Source organism: Streptomyces sp. NPDC006372, from assembly GCF_040612515.1.
Classification (GTDB): domain Bacteria; phylum Actinomycetota; class Actinomycetes; order Streptomycetales; family Streptomycetaceae; genus Streptomyces.
The window spans coordinates 95,969-112,930 of record NZ_JBEXQJ010000021.1 but is presented as its reverse complement, the minus strand read 5'-3'; the positions used below and the strand labels follow the sequence as shown (position 1 = coordinate 112,930).

The following is a 16,962-nucleotide window of genomic DNA, read 5'->3' as shown; positions in this document are numbered from 1 at the left end:
CACGAAGCGTTCCTCGGCCTCGCCGTCTGCCTGATCACCCACCGCCATGCCCAAGGGCCGGGCCAGGACCGCTAAGCCAGAATCTCGACGTACCCGTCGGTCCCGTGCACGCGGATCCGCTGCCCGTCCCGAATCACCCGGGTGGCCTGCTCCACGCCCACGACGGCCGGCAAGCCGTACTCCCGGGCGATCACCGCGCCATGGGTCATCAGGCCGCCCACCTCCGTCACCAGGCCCGCGATGCCGACGAACAGGGGCGACCAGCTGGGATCCGTGTAGGCCGTGACCAGGATGTCGCCCGCTTCGAGGTCGGCCTCCGCCATGTCGAGGACGACCCGGGCCCTTCCCTCCACGGTCCCGGCGGAAACCGGTAGCCCGGCCAGGGCGCCGGCCGGCACGTCGTCGCGTCGGTACGCCCCGGTGACGGCCTCGCCCTCCGATGTGAGGACCCGGGGCGGTGTGAGCGCGTGGTACGACCGGAACGCGTCCTTGCGCTGCTGGATGAGCTGGTCGTCCACCTGGTGCGAGCGCACGACGTCGTGCAGTTCCTGGAACGTGAGGTAGAAGATGTCCTCCTCGTCAGGAAGCACGTCGGCCCGCACGAGGCGCTCGGCCTCCTTCAGCAGAGCCTGTTTGTACACGAAGTAGCGGCTGACGACGCCGTACTTCGGGTACTCCCGGTACCCGATGAAGGTCCTTACCTGGTCGATCATCCGCTTGGTCTCGTCGGCCTTCTGATCCCCGTCCGGGAGGGCCCGCAAGCGTGACAGCACGTCCTGTTCCTTCTGCTGCGCCTTCAGCCGCCCCTGCTCGAAGCGACGCTCGGCGGCGCCGGGCTCGAAGTTCCTGACGTTGTCGAGGATCACGGGCACGAGCGTGGTGGGGCGCTCGCGCCAACGCGGCCTCGTGATGTCGATCTCGCCCACGCAGCGCATGCCGTACCGGTCGAGGTAGGCCTCGATGGCGTCGCGCGCCTCCGTCCCACCCGAGAGCTTCACCAGCTCGTCCAGGAATCCCTCGTCCTCGACGCCCTGCAAGAAGGCCACCACGTCCGGATGAGGGCGGATCACGTCCGCGACGTCGAGCAGCGCCAGCCCCATCTCCGACGTGATGTTGCCGGGGGCGGACAACGTGAGGGTGTCAGCCGCGTTCTTCTCGCCCAGCCACTCCTGCAGCTTGTCGTTGAGCCACCACGTGGCCTGCATCCCCGCCATGATCGCCTTCATACTCAGCGGATCACTGAGGACGCGCTTGTGCTCGTCGAAGGCCGCCAGCAGGAAGTCGAACAGCGCAGGTCCGGTCTTCGTCCGGATGTCGCGCTCCAAGGCGGCGATGGACGCCTTGCTGCGCTCGACCAGCTCGGTGACGATGGCCGGATCGGTCTCGATCGAGGCGACCGCGCCACCGACCGGCGGCCCGCCGGCATCCGTGTCCGGGAGAGTCGGGACGAAACCCTCGAGATCGAGGACGGTCTCCAGAGCGTCCCTGACCAGCGGGTCACCTCGGCCCACGACGTCCAGGAGGCCGGCGCGGCTCGTCGGCGAGGCCAGGCGCTGGGTGACGTCGACGAACAGCCTCCCGCCGGCCTCGTGCATCGGCGTCATGGCGGTCAGTTGCCACATGGAGAGCCCGAGGGGCTTCATGGGGTCGGTCATCATCTGCTGATGACCGACGGAGACGTAGACGTGGTTCTCCTGATCACCGGCTTCGGGGATGGGGAACAGCGTCGTGATCGGCCGGCTCTGAACGATCCGGAAGCCGTCGTCGGCCAGGCACCATTCGATGTCCTGCGGGCGGCCGAAGTGCGCTTCGATCCGCCGCCCGAGCTGAACGAGCTGTACGACCTGCGTATCCGTCAGCGCGGGCTGCTCCTGCTGCCGCGGGTCGATGGCCACTTCCTGCGTTCCGCCCCCCGGCAGGGCGTGAACGGCACGCTTTTTGGCGGCGATCGTCCTGGTGACGACTTCGCCGTCCCGCACCTTGAAGACGTCCGGGTTCACCAGGCCGGAGACCAGGGCTTCGCCGAGTCCGAGGCCGGCGTCCACGGTGGCGACCTTCCGGTTGCCCGTGACCGGGTCGGCCGTGAACAGGATGCCGGCCGCATGCGGGAGGACCATCTCCTGCACGACCACGGCCATCTGGACCGTGCGGTGGTCGATGCCGTTCCGCTGGCGGTAGGTCACGGCCCGCTCGGTGAACAGCGAAGCCCAGCACCTGCTGACGTGCTGCAGAACCGCCGTCGGTCCCACGACGTTCAGGTAGGTGTCCTGCTGGCCGGCGAAGGATGCCGTCGGCAGATCCTCTGCGGTCGCGCTGGATCGCACCGCGTAGGCGGCTTGCTCACCGAACCGGGCGAGCGCCCCGGTGATCGCCGCCGCGAGATCGCCCGGGACATTGATTCCCTCGATGGTGCGGCGAATCTGCGCGCTGAGCGTGCGGATCCCCTGCCGGTCGTCCGGGCTCATGCGCGACAGCTGGTCGAGCTGATCGTCGATCGACGGCGCCTCCGCCATGATCCGCCGGAAGGCGTCCGTCGTCACGCAGAAGCCATCCGGCACGAGGACGCCGTCGATCCCCGTCAGCCCGCCGAGATGCGCGCCCTTGCCGCCGACGACGGCGGCCTGAGTCCCGTCGATCTCCCGCAGATCCACTACGTACTGCAACGGTCCGCCTGCTGTCTCGACGTCACCGCGTCGCCTATGCGTCGACAACGACACACGCACGTCGTGCCCCCACTTTCCGTCGGTTGTGGCCTCGGCGGAGGATTCTGCGCGACACCCCGGGTCTTGCGGCAAGCCCCCCGGCGCGCTATAGGTTGAGAGTGGCAAGGAGAGAGCTCTCCTTGCCTTTGTCTTTTGCCGTCGCCGCCGCCTCAGATCACCTCGTCCAACTCGGCCTGCATCCGCGTCGCTTCGACGTCCCGCGCGACGGCCTGGGCGAGCAGCATCCGCAGCACGAGCACGATGAGCGCGACTCCCAGGATGGCCACACCGATCCCGCCCATGATGAGGGTGACGCCCGGGTCCTCCCGCTGGCCCGGCGCGTTGAGGACGGTGACCGCGAACCACAGGAGAGCGGCCACCACGATCGCGCCGATCACACCGTCCACGTACCGGAAGGCGGCGTGGGAGAACACGGTTCCGCGTCGCACCATCGTCACCAGCCGCCCTACACAGACCAGGGTGACCTGGACCGACGCCATGCCCAGGACCGTGATCGCGCGCAGCGGGGTCAGGGGGAGTGATCCGTCCTCCGGGTCGCTCCCACTGACCAACGCCCACACCATCAATGCCTGAACGAAGACGGTGCCGGCGAGCACCGTCATGAGCACGGCGCGCAGCGCACACACTGTCAGCTTTCCCATGACCCATCCCTCAATCGAGTTGCGATGGAAAGCTATCGAATATCGATAGATTGAGCAAGTGTCGGGGCCGTCCTGATCTCAGCTGCGGTCGACTACGCATCGGAGTCACACCTCCACGTAACCTCTTCCTGTGTCCGCCTCCCGCCTGCATCGCGTCGCCGTCCTCGTGCTGGAGGGTGCGAAGCCTCTCGATGTCGGAATTCCCGCGCAGGTCTTCACGACTCGCGCGAGCATGCCGTACGAGGTGCGGGTGTGCGGGGCGACACCCGGCCTCGTGACCGGCGGCGATGGCCTCGCGTACTACGTCGCCCATGGCCTGGACGCGCTTGCCTGGGCCGACATCGTCTTCGTCCCCGGCTACCGGTTCCCGGACCGCGACGACCCGCCGCAGGCCGTCGTCGAGGCGCTCATCGCCGCCCACGACCGCGGCGCGCGGCTCGCCGCCATCTCGACGGGCGCCTTCGCGCTCGCCGCCACGGGCCTGCTCGACGGCAGGCGCGCCACGACGCACTGGCACTACACGCGGGCACTCGTGACCAGGCATCCGCACGTCCGGGTCGACGAGAACGTGCTGTTCGTCGATGAGGGCAGCGTACTCACTTCGGCCGGCGCCGCCTCCGGCATCGACCTGTGCCTGCACATCCTGCGCGGCGACCTCGGCGTGGCCGCGTCCAATCACGCGGCCCGGCGTCTGGTCGCCGCCCCCTACCGCAGCGGCGGCCAGGCCCAGTACGTGCCGCGCAGCGTCCCCGAGCCGCTCGGCGAGCGGTTCGCCACCACCCGCGAGTGGGCGCTGCGCCGGCTCGGCGAGCCCCTCACCCTCGACACACTCGCGCGGCAGGCGGGAGTCTCGGCGCGCACGTTCTCCCGGCGCTTCGTCGAGGAGACCGGCTACACGCCGATGCAGTGGGTGATGCGCGCCCGCATCGACCTGGCCCGCGAACTGCTCGAGCGCTCGCAGCGCAGCGTCGAACAGATCGCCACCGACACCGGCCTGGGCACCGGCGCGAACCTGCGTCTGCACTTCCAGCGCATCCTCGGCACCACACCGAGCGACTATCGGCGCACCTTCACCCGGGGCCAGTGACACAGCCCGGCGCCGGGTGGCGAGATCCTTTTGAACCGTGGCGATACCGCCACTGTCAGCGGCGCGAGCCGCGGGCGAGTCTGGTGCGGAAGGGAAGGGACATCACTCATGACTCGCATCGCCATCAACGGATTCGGCCGCATCGGACGCAACGTGCTGCGCGCCCTGCTGGAGCGCGACAGCGCCCTCGAGATCGTCGCCGTCAACGACCTCACCGAGCCCGCCACGCTCGCCCGGCTGCTCGCCTACGACAGCACCGCGGGCCGGCTCGGGCGCCCGGTGACCGTCGACGGGGACGCCCTTGTCGTCGACGGCCGCCGGATCAAGGTGCTGGCCGAGCGTGAACCGGCGCAGCTGCCTTGGGCCGAACTCGGCGTCGACATCGTCCTGGAAGCCACCGGCCGTTTCACCTCGGCCAAGGCGGCCCGGGGCCACCTCGACGCGGGCGCGCGGAAGGTCCTCGTCAGCGCGCCGTCGGACGGCGCCGACGTCACGCTCGCGTTCGGGGTGAACACGGACGCCTACGACCGGGACCTGCACACGATCGTCTCGAACGCCTCCTGCACCACCAACGCGCTCGCGCCGCTGGCCAAGGTGCTCGACGAGCTCGCCGGCATCGAACACGGGTTCATGACGACGGTGCACGCCTACACGCAGGAGCAGAACCTGCAGGACGGCCCGCACCGCGACGCCCGCCGTGCCCGGGCCGCCGGCGTCAACATCGTGCCGACCACGACCGGTGCCGCCAAGGCGATCGGCCTGGTGCTGCCGAACCTCGACGGCAAGCTGTCGGGCGACTCGATCCGCGTACCGGTGCCGGTGGGCTCGATCGTCGAACTCAACACGACCGTCGCCCGCGACGTGACGCGCGACGACGTGCTGGCGGCGTACCGGAACGCGGCGGAGGGGCCGCTCGCCGGAATCCTCGAGTACTCGGAGGACCCGCTGGTGTCGTCCGACATCACGGGCAGTCCCGCTTCGTCGATCTTCGACTCGGACCTCACCCGTGTCGACGGCCGCCACGTCAAGGTGGTCGCGTGGTACGACAACGAGTGGGGCTTCTCGAACCGCGTGATCGACACGCTCGAGCTCCTCGCCACCCGCTGACCGGACACCGGGGCGGTACCCCGCCTCCGCCGGACCCGGCGCCCTGGACTGTCAGAACTCCTCGGTGTTCTGGGTGAACAGGTCGGCCAGGTGGTGAGCAGTGTTGTCGTCGGAGTCGATCCCATGCATCTCGGCATCCTCAAAAGTGGCGACCTCGTTGCTGCGGGGGAACATGGCGCGCTCGTACTCGGTGAGCGCGACCTCGACGTCGTGGGGATGCGCGGCTATGGCCATGCCGAGTTCGGCGCCGTCGAGCATGGCCAGGTTGGCGCCTTCGCCGTTCGGGGCCGCGAGGTGGGCGGCGTCGCCGAGCAGGGTCACCCCGGGCGCCCGGTCCCACCGGTGCCCGGTCGGCAGGGCGTAGTGGGGGCGCAGGACCGGTGCGGTGTCGCTGTCGGTGATCAGCGCGGTGAGTTCCGGGGCCCAGCCCTCGAATTCCTCGGCCACCCGCGCGGTCGCCGCGGCGGGATCGTTGAAGTCGATGGCGGCGAACCACTCCCGCGGCTCGGTGAGCGCCACGTAGGCGTGCAGGGTGTCGCCGCTCTCGCGGTGAGCGAAGATCTCCCTGCCCGGCGAAGGCACGATCATCATCCCGCCGCCGACCGCCTTGGCGGATGCCGGATGCCGGGCGTCGGCCTCGAACAGATAGGTTTCGACGACCGACGTGCCGGTGTACTCGGGGGCGGCGTCGGAGAGCAGCGGCCGGACCCGTGACCAGGCGCCGTCCGCGCCGACCAGCACGCCGCTGACGACGGTGGTGGCGTCGGCGAACGTCACCTCGTGGCGCCCCCCGCCGAGGGCGCGGACGCCGCTGACCTTGTGCCCCCACTGGACGGTGCCGGCCGGAAGCGAGTCGAGCAGGATTTGCCGCAGCTCGCCGCGCATCACTTCGGGGCGCCCGCCCGTGCCGTCGTCGGCCTTTTCGAGAAGCACGTTCCCGTCCCGGTCGAGGACTCGCATCGCCTGGCGGCCCTGAAGGACGATGCGGTGGAACTCGTCCATCAAGCCGGCCGCCTTGAGGGCGAGTTGCCCGTTGTAGTCGTGGATGTCGAGCATCCCGCCCTGCGTCCGCGCCGAGGGGGAGGCGTCGGCCTCGTAGACCGTGGCCGGGATGCCGTGGACGTGCAGGACGCGGGCCAGTGTGAGTCCGCCGAGCCCGGCGCCGATGATCGTGACGGGGGTTCGCATGGTGGCTCCTTCGCGGTCGTGCCGCCCGGTGAGTTCCGGCGCGGCCGTCTCCTGCAAGGTGTCAGCCCCCGCCGACGAGCCACCGACATCCGACCGACAGCCCCTGACAGCTCTCTGACACGACACCCGCACCCACAGATCAGCGCACTGTGAGCGGTGGGGGAGGGCGCTCTGCGGATGACCGGCGGCCACGCGCTCGATCTGTTTCGGCCCGCGATGAAGATCTCGGAGAAGATGGGCGTTCTCCCGAGCATCGAGGAGCGGGCCACCGGCACCAACCGGATGACGGTGTACGGGAGGGCGCACGCCGTCCCGTCCGGGCGGACCTGTCTAAAATCTTCAGCGTCACCTCGGACGCACGAACTCGACTCGATCACCCGACTCGCCATGGACACCTGGTCACAGGGGAGGGTGAGACTCCTCGGTGACGCGGGCTGCTGCCCAGGCCCGGCCTTCGGCGGCAGCACCACCCTGGCCGTCGTCGGAGCGTACGTCCTCGCCGGGGAGCTGGCGCGGGCGGGCGGCGACGATGGGCACCAGCCGAACCCTTGCCCGTCTCACCACCAGAAGCGCACGCCTCTACAACTCCGTGACCGTCGACGACTGTCCGCCCTCGCCCACCGCAAGCACGCGATCCGCCGGTGGTGGGCAGCCCTAGGCGCCAGCGCCGGGTCCTTGCGGCGGCCAGTCGGGAGCGGGGTCGTGGTCGAGCAGTGGCCGGAGGGCGCCGATGATCGCGCCGATGCAGATGTCGCGCAGTTGGGTGCGCGTACACGTCTCGTGGGTGAGCCAGTCGACGCAGAGGACCTGGACGAACACCAGCCAGCTCTTCAGGACGCCGGACACAGCCTGTCGTACCCCTTCGTCCGCGAGGGGGAGCACGGCCAGCAGCCGGGCACGGAGTGCGTCCAGCTCGTTCGTCATGATCGTCTGGATCACCGGGTCGCCTGCGAGGACCCGGTTCGCGGCGAGGACGGCGTTGCGGTTCGCCACGAAGAAGTCGAGATGGACGTCCATTCCCTGAATCAGCTGCTCCACCAGGGAGTCGGCGGGGTCGAGCCGCGTCTCTGCGAGTAGTTGGTCCGCAGCCTGCTGGTAGACGGCGGCGAAGAGGGCGTGCTTGCTGGGGAAGTGACGGTAGAGCAAGGCCCGGGAGACACCGGCCTTCTCGGCGACGTCTTCCATCAGTACGTCGGCGTAGGGGTGGGCGGCGAAGAGCCGCGCTCCAACGCTGAGGAGTTGGGCGCGGCGGGCGGTGGGGGTGAGTCGTTTGCGGGGAGGCACGAACCAAGTTTAGTTGACATGGGTCTACTAGCGCATCCATTGTAGTAGACACATGTCAACTAGAGTCTCGACTCAGCGTCTGCCGACGCGGCTTGGAGCGACCATGGCCAGAGTTCTGCGCGTACTCACGCAGTTGATGGGCTGGGCCTGCGTGATGATCGGCCTGTTTCATGTGGCACTGGGCAACGCGGCGATCCCCGGCGCCGGTTCTGCCGGCACGACGGTCGACAGCTGGGGCCGGTTCATGGGGGCCAGTTTCGCCGGCTACGGGCTGGCCTGGCTCTGGGCCGCGCGGCAGAGTCCGATCCCGGCTCGGGCGGTGCGATGGCTGGCCGGCGTTTTCCTGCTGGGCGGCGTGGGCCGGCTGCTCTCGCTCGCCGTGCACGGCTGGCCGCAGTGGTTCCAGATCGCGCTGGCGGTGATCGAGATCATCCTGCCTCCGGTCTTCTTCTGGCTGGCCGACGCGGAGGAGCGGGCCCTGCACAGCGATCCGGAGAGTGGAATCCCCCGGGGCGGAGCCATGAGGACACGCACCCGGACCTGACCGGTGACCAGATCGTGAGGCTCGGGGGCGTCCTGGTGACGCCCCGAGAGGAGCCCACCCGCCGCTCCCGGACACTCGACCGCTGTGAGGACCGCGTCGCCCGGCGTGTCAGGGATCGGCAACCGCTACCCGCACGGGCTGCCATCAGCGGAATCAAGGTTTGCGGCAACTTTCCACAAGCCTGGTCGTACATGGTCGTTCCACCAGCCGGCAAGGAACTGGTTGCGCTCGTCGGGTCCCGCGCGGTCGGCTGCCGCTGGCACAGGTGGCCGCCGGCGAGAGCCGTGCCCCGAGTGTCCCGGACAGCCGCCAGGGCCGTCCGGGACAGTCCGGAACGCGCAGGTGTCACCATCGGGCCGCGACGTCGCAGCGACTTCCCCACCGCATCCTCAAGAGAGGCCATGAGATGAGGCATCACTGCCCGCCCCGCCCCGACGACTTCTCCGACCCCCGGCTCTTCGTGGACCGTATGCGTGCACTCAAAGCGTGGTCCGGGCTGACGTACCGGGAGATCGCGGTGCGCGCGCACCAGAACGGCGACACGTTGCCGCCCAGCACGCTCGCGACCGTGCTGGGCCGCGCCACATTACCCCGGGAGGACGTGGTACGGGCGTTCGTGCGGGTCTGTGGAGGCAAGGACGAGACGGACGCGTGGTTACGTGCGCGCAGCGGGATCGCCCTGGCCGTCTGGGCACCGGCCGGCCAGGGCGGGGCACCAGGACCGGTTCTCGACGACGAGGAGGGCGCCGACGGACGTCACCGCATGGCCGACGCCGCTGTCGCGGCAGTGTTCGCCGCCGGTTGCCTGACCTCCTGGTGGTGCGGCAAGCGGCTCGGCAGCAGGGTCACACGGCGAGCCCACGGCCAGGGCACGCACTGAACGGGCTCACTCGAACCGTTCGTTGATCACGAGCAGTTGCGGTCCGGAACCCGCGTGGCCGCGAGGTCTCCACGTGCCGCGCAAGCGGAACAGAGCCACCGGACCAGCGATTCACCGCCGGCGGGCGCCCTCGGGGTGGGGCAGGGACCGCGCCACCACGCCGAACACGTCGCCCAGCGGGAAGAAGCCCAACTGGCGTGAATCCACGCTGGCGGCGACGTTGTCGCCGAGGAGCACCACGTGGCCCGGTGGCACCCGCCCTTCATGGCCCTCCGCGAGGGTGGGGACCGACCCGGGGGGCACCGGTTCCCCCGGCACCGCCGCCACCCTCTTCACGATCAGCGGACTGCGCCGGTCCTCCCGCCAGATCGCCGGTGACCGGGGACGCAGCACCACCACGACCTGCCCCCGGCGTACGGTGCGGGTACGACGCACCAGCAGCCGGTCCCCGTGGTGGTGCGTGGGGGTCATGCTGGTTCCGCGCACGGTGACGACGAGCAGACGACGGGCGGCGCCCGCCCCGCAGGCCGCGAGGACGGCCAGCGCCAACGCCGACATCCAGACGTCCCGCCCCCTGCTCACGGTGACACCTCCGTCAGCGCTGCCCCCTCGGACGGCCCGGCGGCGTCGGGCAGATAGCCCGTGGCCTGGAGCGCGAAGAGCCGCGCGTACTCGCCACCGGCGGACAGCAGGCGCGCGTGGTCGCCGTGCTCGGCGACGCGCCCGCCGGAGAGGACGACGATGACATCGGCATGGCGCAGCGAGCCCATCCGGTGAGAGATCAGGACGCTGGTCCGGCCCCGGCGGTGCCGCGCGATCGAGGTGTGGATCTCGTACTCGGCCTCGGCGTCGAGTCGTGCCGAGGGTTCGTCGAGGATCATCAGATCCCGCGTTCCTCGCAGAAAGGCCCGCGCCAGAGCCAGACGCTGGCTCTGGCCACCGGACAACAGCACGCCCGACTCGGGGTCGTCCTTGTCTTCCTCCATGAAGAACGTCCTGGTGAGCGGTGTCTGATAGCCCTTCGGCAATTCCTTGAGCGTGTCGTGAGCCCCGGCCCGCCGCGCGGCCGACACGATCTGATCCTCGTCGTCGAGTGCGCCCAGGTCGCCCAGCGCGATGTTCTCGGCCGCCGTCAGGTCGTACTGCACGAAGTCCTGGAACACCGCGGTGATCCGGTCGCGGAGGTCGGCCGGATCGACCTCGCGCAGGTCGACGCCGTCCCACAGGATGACGCCCCGGGTCGGATCGTAGAAGCGGCAGAGCAGCTTGACCAGCGTCGTCTTGCCCGACCCGTTGAGGCCCACCAGGGCCAGGGAACTGCCGTGCGGAATCGTCAGATCGACGCCCCTGAGGACCCACGGGTGCCGCTCCGAGTACCGGAACCACACGTCACGCAGCTCGATGCCCCGGCGCAGGGCGGGCAGCGGTCGGGGGACCGGCGCGAGCACCAGGTCCGCCGGGGCCTCGATCACGTGCCGGTAGTGGCTGAAGATCAATAGCGCCTCGCTGGCACGGGCTGCCTCGTGCGCCAGCGCGGCGAACGCGGACTGGGTTCCGGCGACGGCGGCGACGAGGAGCGTCACGTCACCCGCCGACAACTCGCCCCGGTACGCTCCGCGCACCGCCCACAGCAGACTCCCACCCGTCATCAGCGAGGCGAGCAGCCCGAGGCCCGACTGCACGGCGACCTCGCGCCGGTCAACGGCCCTGCGGGCCTCGTTGGCCGTCCGCCGCTCGGCGAGCATCCGGTCCCGCAGGAAGCCGCCGATGGCGAAGAGGCGCACCTCCTTGGCCGCCTCGGCGTCCGTGAGGAGACCGCCGTAGAACCACTCCCGCCGCTCCGTCGGCCCTACTCGCCAGGCCACGCCCGCCCGCCGGCGCGAAAGGGCGATCTCCGCGCAGAGCGTCGGCACCCCGGCGGCGGCCACCAGGATGGTCAGTACCGGGTTCAGCACCAGCAGGGAACCAAGGAAGCCGGCTACCGTGATCGCGGACCGTGCCAGGCCCAGTGTCGCGTCCATCACCTGCGCGGGGACGCGGCCACCGCCCTGTCGGGCCAGTTGCAGCCGGTCCAGGAAGCCCGGGTCCTCGAACCGGCTCAGGCCGGGGAAACTCGCCGCCTTCGTGAAGAGCCGGGCGTCGGCGCGGAGTGCGGTACGCCGGTCCACCTCCGCGGACAGGTAGCGGCACACGTGAGGCAGCAGGGCGGCGACGGCGCCGACGACCGTGAGGCCGAGCGCGGGGACGAGCAGCGCGCTCATTCCCGCGTCCGATCCCAGGTGGTCCAGCACCGACTTGGTCAGCCACGCCGCGGCGACCGACAGCAGGCCGGTGGCCAGACTCAGCACGCCGTACAACACGCACGCGACCGGAGCAGCGCCGGCCGCCAGGGCGGCGGCCGGCAGCAGCCCGCCCCGGCGCGCGGACACGGACGGATTCATCGCGGGGACGCCTCCCGCGCCAGGTCCATCACATGACCGGAGACGACAGTACGGTCCTGGTCCGAGCGGACGCGCAGGGTCGCCGGGAACGCGTCCACGCGCAGGGCCGCGCACACCGGCCCACCCTTGGGCTCCACGACGACCCGGGCCACCGGGCTGAGCTCACCGACGAAGCGCTCGCACTCCTCCGGTTCGCCGACCACGACGGCGAGTGTCAGGTCCCGGCCGCCGGGCTCTGCGGCCGCGTACGCGACGAGTTCGGGCAGCTTCGCCCGGCACGGCTCACAGTGCGGGGAGAGGAAGGCGATCAGCGCGCCGTCCGGCAGCGAGGACCCGCTGACCAGCGCGCCGTCCACCGCCACGGCGGTGAAGGCGGGCAGTTCCTCCCCGGGGCGCAGCGGCGTCATCCCCCCGCCCGGCGCCCTCGCAGGCCCGGCCGGGCCGTACTCCCGCAGCTTCTTGATCACTCCGATGGAGAGCAGCAGGTCCACTACGCACAGGATGCCGACCAGCACCACTGCCGAGGTCAGAGCAGCCATCCAGCACCTCTCAGTCACTCAGTCATGAAAAGGGGCAACGGGCCGGAACAGACTCACCAGGTCCTCCGCCACGGTGACCAGGCCGCCGGCGACCGCGCCCGCGCACCACGCCACCGCGACCACCCCCGGGTCCGATCCACCGGCCGGGCCGGCCACCACTGCCCCCGCGCCCGCCCCGGCGAGGGACGCCAGCAGCCCGTTCCGTACGACGTGCGCCCGGCCCAGCGGCGCGGCCGACCGGCCGAAGCACCGGCAACGCACGGTGGTCCCCCTGCCCACCGACCGGGTGATGACCAAGGTGAACACCGCGAGAAGCGCGGTGGCGATCAGCAAGCCCGCCAATGCCGCCGGGGCGTACGGCAGGACCAGCGCGAGACAGACGGCGCCCTCCACCGCGACCACCCCGAGGGCCACCGCCCGCACGGCCGCATCCGGCACCGTGGCAAGGGGCCGCAACGAGTCGGCGAACGCGGAGAACGCCCCGGCCTTGCCGATCTTGCCGATCACGGCGATGAGGAACACGGCGGTCAGCAGCCCGCGCACGCCGTGAGCGAAGTAGTTCATTGCCGCCTCCCAGGGCCGGGGGACCCGCCGTCCGGGCCCCGCCGTGCAGAAGAGGGAGGACACACCGACCGGCACGCCCTCCCCCGATCACCGGTGTTCCGCCGTCAGCAGGGGCTCTCCGACGGCTCGCCCACCCAGCGGCAGTTCCTGCCGTTGTTGTCGCAGCACCAGTCCTGCCAGCGGCCCTCCGCGTTGCAGCGCGGCCGGCACCTGAGCGCGTCCGCGTCGGCGGAGGGGAGGAACCGTTCCAGCAGGGAGGTGCCGAGCTGTCCGAGCCTGTTGAGCATGACCACTCCTCGATTCGACAGCCCCTCGTGCCCCGGAGGACGACGTCCGGCAGGGAGGCGAGGGGTCCGGACCCGACCCGGTGAGCGGGCGGGATGAACGCTGACGAGTCTTGGGCGGGGCGAGCTCTGGTTTCAACGCCGGAACGACGCTCCGACACATTCCGAACGCGTTCCGGACGCCGGGGCCTGATGAGGGCGGCTGTTCGGGACGTGTTCAGCAAGTCCGCTCCGGGCGTCGGCACCCGGACGACGATCCGTCCCGCCGGCAGGCATCTCGTCGGACGGCTGCTGCACGAGCCCCGGTCGCGTTCGCCGTCCTTTGCCGCAACGCCTCCGCTCGTCCGAGGCGGCGCACGGACGCGGGTGGGGCGACGCCATCGCCGTCGGCATGCCGCCGGCCGATGTGCATTCAGGCAGTGCTCTGCTTGCGGCGGCGCCCTGCGTGGGCGAGAGCGTCGATGAGGTCCTCCCGGCTCATCTTGGAACGGCCGGGGACGCCCTGCTCGGTGGCCCGCTGGTACAGCTCGGTCTTGCTCAGCTGCCGCAACTCGGACTTGCCCGTACCGCGCCGGCCGCGGGATGCGGAGGATGCGCGGGTGGTCTTCGGCGGCGCGTTCCTGGTGGCGGTCTTCTTCGTCGCCTTCGAGGCAGGCTTCCGCGTCGCTCTCCGTGCCGAGTCCGGCTTCCGCCGCTTGGTCTGGCGGCCGCCACGGGCCTGGTCGATGCTGCCCTGCAACGCCTCCATCAGATCGACGACGTTGGTCGCCGTCGGTGCCTCTTCGGCCGCGGCGACCTCCTGGCCTTCGGCCTTCGCCTTGACCAGTTCGCGCACCTTCTCCTGGTAGGTGTCGTGGTAACGGGACGGCTCCCATGGTCCGCTGAGGGAATCGACCAACTGGAGCGCCATGTCCAGCTCCTTGCCCTTCCCCGCACGGCCGGAGGGCAGCTCGGGCAGTTCCTCGCGCGGGTCGCGGACCTCATCGGCCCAGTGCAGGGTCTGCAGCACCAGAACCTCGTCTTCGGCGCGCAGCGCCGTCAGGTACTGCTTGCCGCGCATCACGAACGTCGCGACGCCGACCATGTGCGCCCGGTCCAGTGCCGCGCGCAGCAGCTCGTAGACCCTGATGTACTCCTTGCCACGCGGCGCGAGGTAGTAGGTGCGGTCGAAGTAGACCGGCTCGATCTTCTCCAGGTCGACGAAGTCGGTGATCTCGATGGTCTGGGACCGGCCCGGAGCGATCTCGTCCAGCTCGTCGGGCTCCACCAGGACGTACTCGCCCTCGCCCACCTCGTAGCCCTTGACGATGTCGCTGGTGCCGACCTCGTCACCGGTGCGCTCGTTCACCCTGCGGTTGCGGATCCGGTCGGCGGTGCCGCGCTGCAGCTGGTGGAAGTGGACGGTGTGGTCCTCGGTCGCCGAGTACAGGCCGACTGGCACGCTGACCAGTCCGAACGTGACCACACCGGTCCAGATCGCGCGTGCCATGACCGTCCACTCCCATCGTGCCGCCGGCCGATCAGACGGCGGCTCACGAACCGCGCGCCCATCGCACGGCCGAGATTCAGTTGGTGCCCCTTTCATGAGACACCGCAGCTCAGCGGCTCGCACCTCGTGATCGACGACGCCGTCCCGGAAGACGACTCGATCCGGGCGTCGGCGTCGGCGGTGCCCCGGAACACACTGTCGCGGCCGGCGGCCGTCGGTAGCGTGATCACCGTGATGGTGGGCACTGAAGAAACCCGGCTGGTCGTGCTGCGCGGCAACAGCGCATCGGGGAAGTCGTCCGTCGCGGCAGGTCTCCGTGAGAGGTTCGGCCGTGGGCTCGCCGTGGTCGGCCAGGACAACCTCCGCCGCATCGTGCTGCGCGAGCGCGACAGGCCCGGCGCGGCGAACATCGGCCTGATCGACCTGACCGCCCGCTACGCCCTCGACGCGGGGTTCCACGTCGTGGTCGAAGGCATTCTCTACGCCGACCGCTACGGCGACATGCTCACCGAGCTGCGTGCCGACCACCGCGGCCCGACCCACGGCTACTACCTGGATGTCCCGTTCGGTGAAACCCTCGCCCGGCACGCCACCAAGCCGATCGCCGACGTGGTCGACGAGACGCAACTGCGTGACTGGTACCGGGAGCGCGATCTGCTGCCCGGCGGGCTCGAGACAGTCATCGGCGCCCACAGCCTCCTGCACGAGACCGTCGACCGCATCATGCTCGACACCGGCCTGGCCCACCTGCCCGCCGTCGACCGCTGACCAGACGTTTGTGAGAGGGGCAGGCGGACCTGGGCGGATGTGGCCTCTTCCATGGTCTGCAGTGCTCAGGCTCGGGGTACCCCGTACCCCGGCAGTCGTGGCAGTACGAGAACGGGAGAGAACATGGCCGAAGCCGCTGCAGGAGCGCAGCGCTCACAGGCGGCATCCCAGGGCCGGCTGGCCCGGGTAAGGCAGTGGCTGGAGCGAGCGGGTTCGGACGGGCACGAGCGGCACACCCTGGCCCTCATCGGCAAGAGCACCCTCGCTGCCGCCGTCTCCTGGGTGATCGCGCACGACGTCATGGCCGCGCAGTCGCCGGCGTTCGCGCCGTTCTCCGCGGTGCTGATCATGCAGGTGACCGTCTACCAGTCGCTGGTACAGGCTCTGCGCTACGTCGGCGCGGTCGCCGTGGGCGTGGGGCTGCAGGGCGTGCTGGGCCTGCTGGCCGGCCCTCACCTGCTCACCTTCGTGCTGGTGACACTGGCGGCGCTGGCCATCGGTCGGTGGCGGCCCTTGGGCTCCCAGGGTTCCCAGGTCGCCACGGCGGCGTTCTTCGCCTTCTCCACGTACGTGGCCGCCACCAGCGAGGCACAGCGCTGGTCCCAGCTCGGGCAGATCATCGTCCTCGTGCTGATCGGCTGCGGCATCGGCGTCGCGGTGAACACACTGGTACTGCCTCCCCTGCGCTATCGCAGCGCCGAGTACGGCATCCACACCCTCGCCCACACGCTGAGCGACCTCGTCGGCGACATGTACCCGGCGCTGCGCGAAGGCAAGCTCGAAAAGGAACGCACCCGGCAATGGCGCCGGCGCGCCTCTCACCTCGCACCGATCGTGCAGCAGGCCCAGTCCTCGGTCCACACCGCATGGGAGAGCACCCTCTACAACCCCCGACGGTTCCGGCGCCGTCACCGTCACCGCACATCGTTCGACGGGTATCAGGCCGTCGTCGACGCCCTGGAACGCGTTTCCAACCAGGTGGCCTCCATGACCCGCAGCCTCGACCAATGGCACGCTGAAGGCACCAGTCAGGACTACCTCGACTTCGCCCGCTCCTACGGTGACTTCCTGGCCTCCCTCGCACACGTCGCCGAGCTGCTCAGCCAGATTGACGAAGAGCAACTGCAAGACCAGGTCCGCCGGCTGTGTCAAGCCGCCGCGGAGGCTCAGCAGTGCCGCGACCAGCTGGAGGAGGAGGCCCGCGCCAGCTCCCTCCCGCTCAGCGATCCCGCCGAGCCGTACGGGATCCTCATGGCCGAGGCCATCCGTCTGACGGACGAGTTCCAACACACCTGCGATGTGCTCAAGCACGGCGTCGACGAGGCCCACGCCACATCCACCGAGCCCACAGCGGGAAGCGAGCACAGCTAGGCTGCCGCCTGCCATCGCCCCTGGGACGACTGATGCTGTCCGGCCGTAACTG

The 16,962-nt window shown here is 70.3% G+C and carries 17 protein-coding genes; 6 read left to right on the top strand and 11 right to left on the bottom strand.

The annotated features are described in order from the left end of the window. Positions 1-71 precede the first annotated feature (71 nt). Both rph and ABZ016_RS27245 read right to left on the bottom strand, forming a co-directional pair. Entirely contained in the window at positions 72-2,663 is a 2,592-nt protein-coding gene (rph, locus tag ABZ016_RS27250; RefSeq protein WP_356919322.1) for a rifamycin-inactivating phosphotransferase, read from the bottom strand. Positions 2,664-2,872: 209 nt separating this feature from the next. Next, the gene (locus tag ABZ016_RS27245) at positions 2,873-3,364 is read right to left on the bottom strand and encodes a DUF2975 domain-containing protein (protein WP_356919321.1); all 492 of its coding nucleotides are present in this window, start codon (positions 3,362-3,364) and stop codon (positions 2,873-2,875) included. 130 nt (positions 3,365-3,494) lie between these two features. Between ABZ016_RS27245 and ABZ016_RS27240 the strand changes: the two genes are divergently transcribed. Then, positions 3,495-4,451: a helix-turn-helix domain-containing protein gene (locus ABZ016_RS27240; protein WP_356919320.1), complete on the top strand. Its 957-nt coding sequence runs from the start codon at positions 3,495-3,497 to the stop codon at positions 4,449-4,451. 108 nt (positions 4,452-4,559) lie between these two features. Further along, a complete protein-coding gene (gene gap, locus ABZ016_RS27235; RefSeq protein WP_356919319.1) occupies positions 4,560-5,558 on the top strand; it encodes a type I glyceraldehyde-3-phosphate dehydrogenase in 999 nt (332 codons plus the stop codon). A gap of 51 nt (positions 5,559-5,609) precedes the next feature. Here the strand turns inward: gap and ABZ016_RS27230 are convergent, their stop codons facing one another. The 3 genes from ABZ016_RS27230 to ABZ016_RS27220 form a co-directional block, all read right to left on the bottom strand. Next, entirely contained in the window at positions 5,610-6,746 is a 1,137-nt protein-coding gene (locus ABZ016_RS27230; protein ID WP_356919318.1) for an NAD(P)/FAD-dependent oxidoreductase, read from the bottom strand. A 399-nt stretch (positions 6,747-7,145) separates the two neighbouring features. Beyond that, positions 7,146-7,283, bottom strand: a complete 138-nt coding sequence (locus ABZ016_RS27225; RefSeq protein ID WP_356919317.1) for a hypothetical protein — start codon at positions 7,281-7,283, stop codon at positions 7,146-7,148. Positions 7,284-7,400: 117 nt separating this feature from the next. Continuing rightward, positions 7,401-8,030: a TetR/AcrR family transcriptional regulator gene (locus tag ABZ016_RS27220; protein WP_356919316.1), complete on the bottom strand. Its 630-nt coding sequence runs from the start codon at positions 8,028-8,030 to the stop codon at positions 7,401-7,403. Between the two features lie 103 nt (positions 8,031-8,133). Between ABZ016_RS27220 and ABZ016_RS27215 the strand changes: the two genes are divergently transcribed. Further along, the gene (locus ABZ016_RS27215) at positions 8,134-8,574 is read left to right on the top strand and encodes a DUF4345 domain-containing protein (protein WP_356919315.1); all 441 of its coding nucleotides are present in this window, start codon (positions 8,134-8,136) and stop codon (positions 8,572-8,574) included. Between the two features lie 469 nt (positions 8,575-9,043). Continuing rightward, the gene (locus ABZ016_RS27210; RefSeq protein ID WP_356919314.1) at positions 9,044-9,454 is read left to right on the top strand and encodes a helix-turn-helix transcriptional regulator; all 411 of its coding nucleotides are present in this window, start codon (positions 9,044-9,046) and stop codon (positions 9,452-9,454) included. 111 nt (positions 9,455-9,565) lie between these two features. Here ABZ016_RS27210 and ABZ016_RS27205 read toward each other — a convergent pair whose 3' ends face one another. The 6 genes from ABZ016_RS27205 to ABZ016_RS27180 all read right to left on the bottom strand — a co-directional run bounded on the left by ABZ016_RS27205 (position 9,566) and on the right by ABZ016_RS27180 (position 14,771). Then, a complete protein-coding gene (locus tag ABZ016_RS27205) occupies positions 9,566-10,036 on the bottom strand; it encodes a S26 family signal peptidase (RefSeq protein ID WP_356919313.1) in 471 nt (156 codons plus the stop codon). Further along, positions 10,033-11,895, bottom strand: coding sequence for an ABC transporter ATP-binding protein (locus ABZ016_RS27200; protein ID WP_356919312.1), 1,863 nt, complete (start codon positions 11,893-11,895; stop codon positions 10,033-10,035). Before ABZ016_RS27200 ends, ABZ016_RS27205 begins: the two co-directional genes overlap by 4 nt. Next, positions 11,892-12,434, bottom strand: a complete 543-nt coding sequence (locus ABZ016_RS27195) for a hypothetical protein (protein WP_356919311.1) — start codon at positions 12,432-12,434, stop codon at positions 11,892-11,894. Before ABZ016_RS27195 ends, ABZ016_RS27200 begins: the two co-directional genes overlap by 4 nt. 18 nt (positions 12,435-12,452) lie before the next feature. Continuing rightward, on the bottom strand, positions 12,453-12,998 hold the full coding sequence (locus tag ABZ016_RS27190) for a MauE/DoxX family redox-associated membrane protein (RefSeq protein ID WP_356919310.1): 546 nt from the start codon (positions 12,996-12,998) through the stop codon (positions 12,453-12,455). 104 nt (positions 12,999-13,102) lie between these two features. Next, entirely contained in the window at positions 13,103-13,285 is a 183-nt protein-coding gene (locus tag ABZ016_RS27185) for a hypothetical protein (RefSeq protein ID WP_356919309.1), read from the bottom strand. 409 nt (positions 13,286-13,694) lie between these two features. Beyond that, positions 13,695-14,771 carry a Ku protein gene (locus ABZ016_RS27180; protein WP_356919308.1) on the bottom strand — a complete coding sequence of 359 codons (1,077 nt, stop codon included), beginning with the start codon at positions 14,769-14,771 and terminating at the stop codon, positions 13,695-13,697. A gap of 234 nt (positions 14,772-15,005) precedes the next feature. Between ABZ016_RS27180 and ABZ016_RS27175 the strand changes: the two genes are divergently transcribed. Both ABZ016_RS27175 and ABZ016_RS27170 read left to right on the top strand, forming a co-directional pair. Further along, entirely contained in the window at positions 15,006-15,539 is a 534-nt protein-coding gene (locus ABZ016_RS27175; protein ID WP_356919307.1) for a kinase, read from the top strand. 123 nt (positions 15,540-15,662) lie between these two features. After that, positions 15,663-16,910: an aromatic acid exporter family protein gene (locus ABZ016_RS27170; protein WP_356919306.1), complete on the top strand. Its 1,248-nt coding sequence runs from the start codon at positions 15,663-15,665 to the stop codon at positions 16,908-16,910. Positions 16,911-16,962 lie beyond the last annotated feature (52 nt).

What these genes read in the sequence shown, in the direction of transcription:
- ABZ016_RS27210 (WP_356919314.1), top strand. Translation starts at nt 9,044, where the DNA reads ATGCGTGCACTCAAAGCGTGGTCCGGGCTGACGTACCGGGAGATCGCG.
- ABZ016_RS27180 (WP_356919308.1), bottom strand. Translation starts at nt 14,771, where the DNA reads ATGGCACGCGCGATCTGGACCGGTGTGGTCACGTTCGGACTGGTCAGC.
- ABZ016_RS27175 (WP_356919307.1), top strand. Translation starts at nt 15,006, where the DNA reads ATGGTGGGCACTGAAGAAACCCGGCTGGTCGTGCTGCGCGGCAACAGC.
- ABZ016_RS27190 (WP_356919310.1), bottom strand. Translation starts at nt 12,998, where the DNA reads ATGAACTACTTCGCTCACGGCGTGCGCGGGCTGCTGACCGCCGTGTTC.
- ABZ016_RS27170 (WP_356919306.1), top strand. Translation starts at nt 15,663, where the DNA reads ATGGCCGAAGCCGCTGCAGGAGCGCAGCGCTCACAGGCGGCATCCCAG.
- gap (WP_356919319.1), top strand. Translation starts at nt 4,560, where the DNA reads ATGACTCGCATCGCCATCAACGGATTCGGCCGCATCGGACGCAACGTG.
- ABZ016_RS27200 (WP_356919312.1), bottom strand. Translation starts at nt 11,895, where the DNA reads ATGAATCCGTCCGTGTCCGCGCGCCGGGGCGGGCTGCTGCCGGCCGCC.
- ABZ016_RS27215 (WP_356919315.1), top strand. Translation starts at nt 8,134, where the DNA reads ATGGCCAGAGTTCTGCGCGTACTCACGCAGTTGATGGGCTGGGCCTGC.
- ABZ016_RS27195 (WP_356919311.1), bottom strand. Translation starts at nt 12,434, where the DNA reads ATGGCTGCTCTGACCTCGGCAGTGGTGCTGGTCGGCATCCTGTGCGTA.
- ABZ016_RS27245 (WP_356919321.1), bottom strand. Translation starts at nt 3,364, where the DNA reads ATGGGAAAGCTGACAGTGTGTGCGCTGCGCGCCGTGCTCATGACGGTG.
- ABZ016_RS27185 (WP_356919309.1), bottom strand. Translation starts at nt 13,285, where the DNA reads ATGCTCAACAGGCTCGGACAGCTCGGCACCTCCCTGCTGGAACGGTTC.
- ABZ016_RS27230 (WP_356919318.1), bottom strand. Translation starts at nt 6,746, where the DNA reads ATGCGAACCCCCGTCACGATCATCGGCGCCGGGCTCGGCGGACTCACA.